Annotated in this window: 4 protein-coding genes and 1 pseudogene; 4 read left to right on the top strand and 1 reads right to left on the bottom strand. The window is 73.6% G+C overall.

Translation table 11 applies throughout. The features are described from left to right. Nucleotides 1–26 precede the first annotated feature (26 nt). Both BFN33_RS43500 and BFN33_RS43505 read left to right on the top strand, forming a co-directional pair. Nucleotides 27–1,373 (top strand): VWA domain-containing protein, encoded by a 1,347-nt coding sequence (locus BFN33_RS43500; RefSeq protein WP_069765750.1) that lies wholly within the window; start codon nt 27–29, stop codon nt 1,371–1,373. 38 nt (nt 1,374–1,411) lie between these two features. After that, nucleotides 1,412–3,238, top strand: a complete 1,827-nt coding sequence (locus tag BFN33_RS43505; protein WP_069765751.1) for an FHA domain-containing protein — start codon at nt 1,412–1,414, stop codon at nt 3,236–3,238. Between the two features lie 12 nt (nt 3,239–3,250). Here BFN33_RS43505 and BFN33_RS43510 read toward each other — a convergent pair whose 3' ends face one another. Next, nucleotides 3,251–4,231, bottom strand: coding sequence for a methyltransferase domain-containing protein (locus tag BFN33_RS43510; protein WP_069765752.1), 981 nt, complete (start codon nt 4,229–4,231; stop codon nt 3,251–3,253). A 68-nt stretch (nt 4,232–4,299) separates the two neighbouring features. On the opposite strand from BFN33_RS43510, the gene BFN33_RS43515 reads away from it, so the two are divergent. After that, complete coding sequence (locus BFN33_RS43515) at nt 4,300–4,713, top strand: globin (protein WP_069765753.1); 414 nt, start codon at nt 4,300–4,302, stop codon at nt 4,711–4,713. Between the two features lie 186 nt (nt 4,714–4,899). After that, nucleotides 4,900–6,070: pseudogene (locus BFN33_RS43520) on the top strand (ABC transporter permease); the annotation flags it as partial.

The raw sequence follows: 6,070 nt of genomic DNA on the forward strand, positions 1-6,070 counted from the left end.
GGTTCGCGAGGGGGATTTGAGTAGGCATGGCCAATTTCTCGAAGTCGAACGCGCCGCAGTTCTCGATGGACGTCTACCAGAACGAGTACCTGCCGGAGGGCGGCCGCGAGGTCAACGCGATCGTCACGGTGACCTCGACCGGCGGTGGCACGATCGGAAGCGCGGTCGCGGCCCCGCACCTCTGGTCGGCGGAACAGGGACCCTCGGCGGCGGTCGCGATCATGGTCGACTGCTCGGGCTCCATGGACTACCCGCCGACCAAGATGCGCAACGCCCGCGACGCCACCGCCGCCGCGATCGACACCCTGCGCGACGGTGTGCACTTCGCGGTGATCGGCGGCACGCACGTGGCCAAGGAGGTGTATCCGGGCAACGGCCGTCTCGCGGTCGCCGACGCCACCACCCGTGGTCAGGCCAAGCAGGCGCTGCGCAAGCTCAGCGCGGGCGGCGGCACGGCCATCGGCACCTGGCTGCGCCTCGCCGACCGGCTGCTGTCCTCGGCGGAGGTCGCCATCCGCCACGGCATCCTGCTCACCGACGGCCGCAACGAACACGAGGCGCCGGAGGATCTCAAGGCCTCCCTCGGCGCGTGTGCGGGGCGCTTCACCTGTGACGCCCGGGGCGTGGGCACCGACTGGGAAGTGAAAGAAGTCACAGGGATCGCCTCCGCCCTGCTCGGCACCGCCGACATCGTCGCCGACCCGGCGGAACTCGCCGGGGACTTCACGCAGATGATGGAGGCGGCCATGGGCAAGGAGGTCGCGGACGTCGCCCTGAGGGTGTGGACCCCGGTCGGCACCACCATCAAGTTCGTCAAGCAGGTCGCGCCCACCGTCGAGGAGCTCACCGGCCGCCGCACCGAGGCCGGTCCGCGTGCCGGGGACTATCCCACCGGCTCCTGGGGAGACGAGTCCCGTGACTACCACGTCTGCGTCGAGGTCCCAGCCGCCAACGTCGGCCAGGAGATGCTCGCGGCCCGGGTCTCCCTGGTCGTCCCGCAGCCCGACGGCTCGACGCAGAACCTGGGCGCGCAGGGTCTCGTGAGGGCCGTGTGGACCGACGACATGGTCGCCTCGACGTCGATCAACCCCCAAGTCGCCCACTACACCGGCCAGGCCGAACTGGCGCAAGCCATCCAGCAAGGGCTCGATCTGCGCAAGGCGGGCGATATCGATGGAGCAACGGCCAAACTGGGCCGGGCCGTCCAGCTCGCGAACAACTCCGGGAACGCCGATACTGCGAAACTGCTTTCGAAGGTGGTCGACGTCGTCGACGCCACGACAGGTACTGTGCGACTGAAGGCGAAGGTCGAGGAGGCCGACGAGATGACTCTCGAGACCCGGTCGACAAAGACTGTTCGTGTAAAGAAGTGACGTAGTAGTTCCCTGATCCGAGAGGGGGAAGCGCCGACATGCCGACCTGCCCGAACGGACACCAGTCGGGTTCCGACGACTGGTGCGAGGTCTGCGGTCACCGCATGGCCGGTGCCGTACCTCCGCCCCCTCCGCCGCCGCCCGGTCCGGGTGGAGGCGGATACGGCTTCCCGCCGCCCGGTGGCCCCGGAGGCCAGCCCGGTGGACGTCCGCATCTGTCCGCCGTACCGGACGCCGAGCCGGAGCTCTGCCCGCAGTGCCGTACCCCCCGTGAGGGCGGTGCGCCCTTCTGCGAGGAGTGCCGGTGGAACTTCCTGACCAACACGGCGACCTCGTACACCCCGGCCGCCCCGCGCCCGCCGGCCGGTTCCGGCGGCCCGCCCTCGCACTTCCAGCAGCAGGCGGGGCCCGGTCCGTCCTTCGGCGGCGGTGACTCGTACGAGTACCAGGGCTCCCGCCCGTCCCAGGTGAACCGCCCCGCAGAACCGATCCCCTTCGGCTCGGAGCCGTCGGGCCGTGCGGGCCCGGGCGGCCCCGGTGGACCCGGCGGTCCCGGTGCCGGCCCTGGCGGTCCCGGTGGTCCGCAGGGCTTCCCCGGTGACCCCTCGCGCCCCGGCGGCCCTGGCGCACCGGGCCCCTCCGGTCCTTCCGGTTTCCCGCCGGATCCCTCCCGGCAGGGTGGTCCCGGCCCCTCCGGTTATCCCGGCGACCCCTCCCGCCCCGGCGGTCCCGGTCCTTCCGGTTACCCCGGCGATCCGTCGCGGCCCGGCGGTCCCGGCCCCTCCGGCCCCGGTGGCCCGCAGGGCTTCCCGGGCGACCCCGGACGCCCCGGCGCCCCCGGACCTTCCGGTTTCCCGCCGGACCCCTCCCGGCAGGGCGGCCCCGGCCCCTCCGGTTACCCCGGCGACCCCTCCCGCCCCGGCGGTCCCGGAAACCAAGGACCAGGTGGCTACGGCTACCCGCAGCCCGGCTCCAACCCGGCCCCGCCCGGCCCCTCCGGCCCCGGCGGCCCGCAGGGCTACGGCGGCCACCCCACGCAGCCCGGCCCCTCGGGTCCCGGCGGCCCCGGTGGCCCGCAGGGCTTTCCCGGCGACCCGTCCCGCCCCGGCGGCAACCCCGGCGGTCCGCCGAACTTCGGTGCCGACCCCTCCCGCCCGGTCCCGCCGCCCCCCGGACCGACCCCGCCCGCCGGCCCCGGTGCCACGAGCGGTGCCCCGCAGGGCTTCCAGGCGCAGGGCGCATCCGCTCCGCCCGCCTTCCCGCAGGAGACCAACCGGCCCCAGCAAGGCGGTCAGTCCTTCGGCGGCGGCGCCGACGACTGGGTCCTCTCCCCGCCGTCCTCCACCGCCCCCGGCGGCGGCCCCGGTGGTCCTGGTGGCCCCGGCGGCTACGGCTACCCGCAGCCCGGCTCCACCCAGGCCCCGCCCGCGCCCCCCGGCCCGTCCTTCCCGCAGCAGCCGGCGACCTGGACCGCGACCATCGGCCCGGACCGCGACTACTTCCTGGCGATGATGCAGCGCTCCGGCCCCGAGGCCGCGGGCCTGAACCTGCCCGCGTACTCCCCCGAGCAGCAGCGCACGCTCACCGGCAACCAGGTCACCATCGGCCGCCGTCGGCACTCCACCGGCGACACCCCCGACGTCGACCTGTCGGTTCCGCCGGAGGACCCGGGCGTCTCGCACCAGCACGCGGTGCTGGTCCAGCAGCCGGACGGCTCCTGGGCGGTCGTCGACCAGAACTCGACGAACGGCACCACCGTGAACGGCGCCGAGGAACCCATCACGCCGTTCGTGCCGGTGCCGCTCCAGGACGGCGACCGGGTGCACGTCGGCGCCTGGACGACGATCACGATCCGGCGCGGCTAGGGCCTGTCCGCGTCACCGGAGGGGCCAGGTGTACGGCCCCTCCGGGTCGTCCAGCCACGCCCATTCCCGCTCTCCGCTGACCGTGATGCCGTACCGCTCACGGCGCGGCTGCCCCTCGCGCTCCCACAGGGCGTACGCCTCCCGGGGTTCGAGGGTGTCCCGGGTCAGCGTCAGCAGGAAGCGGAACAGCTCGCTCTCCCGCGCCCGGCGCGGCACCCCGTCCCACTCGACGAACCCTTCCTCGTGCCGGCTCGCCCCGCGCAACGGCACGAAGTAGGCGGGCGTGTGCAGGAAGCGTCCCTCCGCGTGACCGGCGTCCCGGACGGTCAGGGCGATCAGCCCGGTGGCGAGCGGGCTCAGGATCCGTGCGCCGGGGCGGCACTGGGCGAGCCAGGCGACCGGCACCGACGACAGGGTGCAGGTGGCGATGATCCGGTCGAAGGGAGCGCGTTCGGGCGCTCCGCGCGCGCCGTCGCCGGTGACGACGGCGGGGTGGTACCCGGCGGCCGCCAGATGTCTGCGCGCCGACTCGGTGATCTCGGGCTCCAGGTCGACCGTGGTGACGCGGTCGTCGCCGAGCCGGTGCGCCAGCAGGGCCGCGTTGTAGCCGGTGCCGGCGCCGATCTCCAGGATCCGGTCGCCGTCCCGTACCCGCAGCGCGGTCAGCATCATCGCCATCAGCGAGGGCTGACTGCTGGAGGAGACCAGTTCGCCGTCCCGCAGCCGGGTGGCCAGCGGGGCGTCGGCGTAGGCCCCGCGCAGCCACTTCTCCCGGGTGCGCGGGTCCGGGCTCTCGCCCCACCGTCGCTCGTAGCCCCCCACGACGCCGACGTAGTAGTACGGCACGAACAGGTGCCGGGGCACCGCCTCGAAGGCCTCCCGCCACACCGGGTCGCCGACCCAGGCCCCGCTCGCGTCGATCTCCCGCACCAGCGCGGCCCGTGCCGAGGCGGCGAGTTCGGTGAGATCCCTGTCGAGAGCGTGCGTGCCCATACCTCCACTCTGCACCCTGAGCGCCGGAGGTCCTAAGCCTTGAGTCCTCCTCCACCCGGTCTGAGACCATGGTTGACGTGAAAGAGATCCGGCGCGGCACGCTTCAGACGCAGACCTTCTACGAGCAGGTCGGCGGGGAGGAGACCTTCCGCCGCCTCGTCCACCGTTTCTACCAGGGAGTCGCCGAGGACCCGGTCCTGCGGCCCATGTACCCGGAGGAGGACCTCGGCCCGGCCGAGGAGCGCCTCGCACTGTTCCTGATGCAGTACTGGGGCGGCCCCACGACGTACAGCGACAACCGCGGCCACCCCAGGCTGCGGATGCGCCACGCGCCCTTCGTCGTCAATCGCGAGGCACACGACGCGTGGCTGAAGCACATGCGGGACGCCGTCGACGAGCTCGGCCTGTCCGAGGAGCACGAGACACAGCTGTGGAACTACCTGACGTACGCGGCCTCTTCGATGGTGAACACCGCCGACTGACCACCAGTCACTGAGTGCCGGATTCCGGTCGCTTTCCGGTTGCCCGACGCCGGATTCCGGTCACAATCCGGTCAAGCCCGCGCTACAAGCGCTTACCCGTGAGCACCACCTCTGACATCCTCGCCCGGAGATCTGCACAACACGGCGGGGGGCCGGGTGACGGGGTTCGGGGGAATCGCGCGTTTGGTGTTACTGCGTGCGCGGGCGCACCGGCTGCTCCTCGCAGCGGCCCTGCTCACGGTCCTGCTCACCACCGCGGTCCTCGCGACCCTCACCGCCTACTCCGGCGCGATCGGTGACGCGGCCCTGCGCCACGCCCTCCAGGACCCGCGCAACGCCGCCGACACCGCGCTGGTCGTCAAGGCCGACGTACCCGAGGATCGTCGTACGGCCGCCGACACCGCCGTACGCGAAGTGGCGCGGCAGACGTTCGACGGGCTGCCGGTGGCCGTGCGGACGTTCCTGCGGTCGGGTCCGTACGCGCTGCCGCGGTCGCTGCAGCCCGAGCGGGATCGGTCCGGGGACCCGGATCTGACCCACTTCGCGGCCCTGGACCGCAGCCGGGTGCGGCTGGTCGAGGGGCGGCTGCCGAGGCGGGCCGACGGGCTGGTCGAGGTGGCGCTCCCGCAGGCCGCCGCCCGTGCCCTCGATCTCGGCCGCGGCGCCCGCTTCACCCTCACCGACCGGCTGCGCGGCCCGGCGGTGCGGGTGACGGTGACCGGCCTGTACCGGCCCGTCCGCGCGGACGACCCGTACTGGCTTCTCGACGACCTGCACGGGCGGGGCATCAACAAGCTCGATTTCACGACGTACGGCCCGCTGCTCGCCGATGCCGGTGTGCTGGCCGACGGGACGGTGAGCGTCGGGGCGTCGGGCTGGCTGGCGTCGGCCGACTTCGCGACGGTGACGACCGCGCGCTCGGACGCGCTGCGGAAGACGGCCGTCGCTGGGAACGCGGCGCTGCGCAAGGAGTCCTCCCTCGGCGGCGCCACGACCGCGTCGACCTCGCTGCCCGAGGTCCTCGACCGCACCGACCGTTCGCTGCTCGTCTCCCGCTCGACCCTGCTGATCATCGCCCTGCAACTGGTGCTCCTCGCGGGCTGCGCCCTGCTGCTGGTGGCGGGGCTGCTGAGCAGCGAGCGCATCGGCGAGAGCCGGCTGCTGCTGGCGCGCGGCGCCTCCCGCGGCCGGATCGCGGGCCTCGCCGCACTGGAGGCGGCGCTGCTCGCGGTGYCCGCGCTGCTGTGCGCGCCGCTGCTGGCGGGCCCGCTGACCCGGACACTGGCCGGGCGGGGACCGCTGGCCCGGATCGGACTGCACCTGGAGGTGCCGACGGGCGGACGGGCCGGGGTGTGGC

It is taken from the genome of Streptomyces sp. LUP47B, from assembly GCF_001746295.1.
In the GTDB taxonomy this organism is placed as follows: domain Bacteria; phylum Actinomycetota; class Actinomycetes; order Streptomycetales; family Streptomycetaceae; genus Streptomyces.

Excerpts from the sequence above, each read along its gene's own strand:
- BFN33_RS43515 (WP_069765753.1), top strand. The coding sequence starts at position 4,300 with ATGGTTGACGTGAAAGAGATCCGGCGCGGCACGCTTCAGACGCAGACC.
- BFN33_RS43500 (WP_069765750.1), top strand. The coding sequence starts at position 27 with ATGGCCAATTTCTCGAAGTCGAACGCGCCGCAGTTCTCGATGGACGTC.
- BFN33_RS43510 (WP_069765752.1), bottom strand. The coding sequence starts at position 4,231 with ATGGGCACGCACGCTCTCGACAGGGATCTCACCGAACTCGCCGCCTCG.
- BFN33_RS43505 (WP_069765751.1), top strand. The coding sequence starts at position 1,412 with ATGCCGACCTGCCCGAACGGACACCAGTCGGGTTCCGACGACTGGTGC.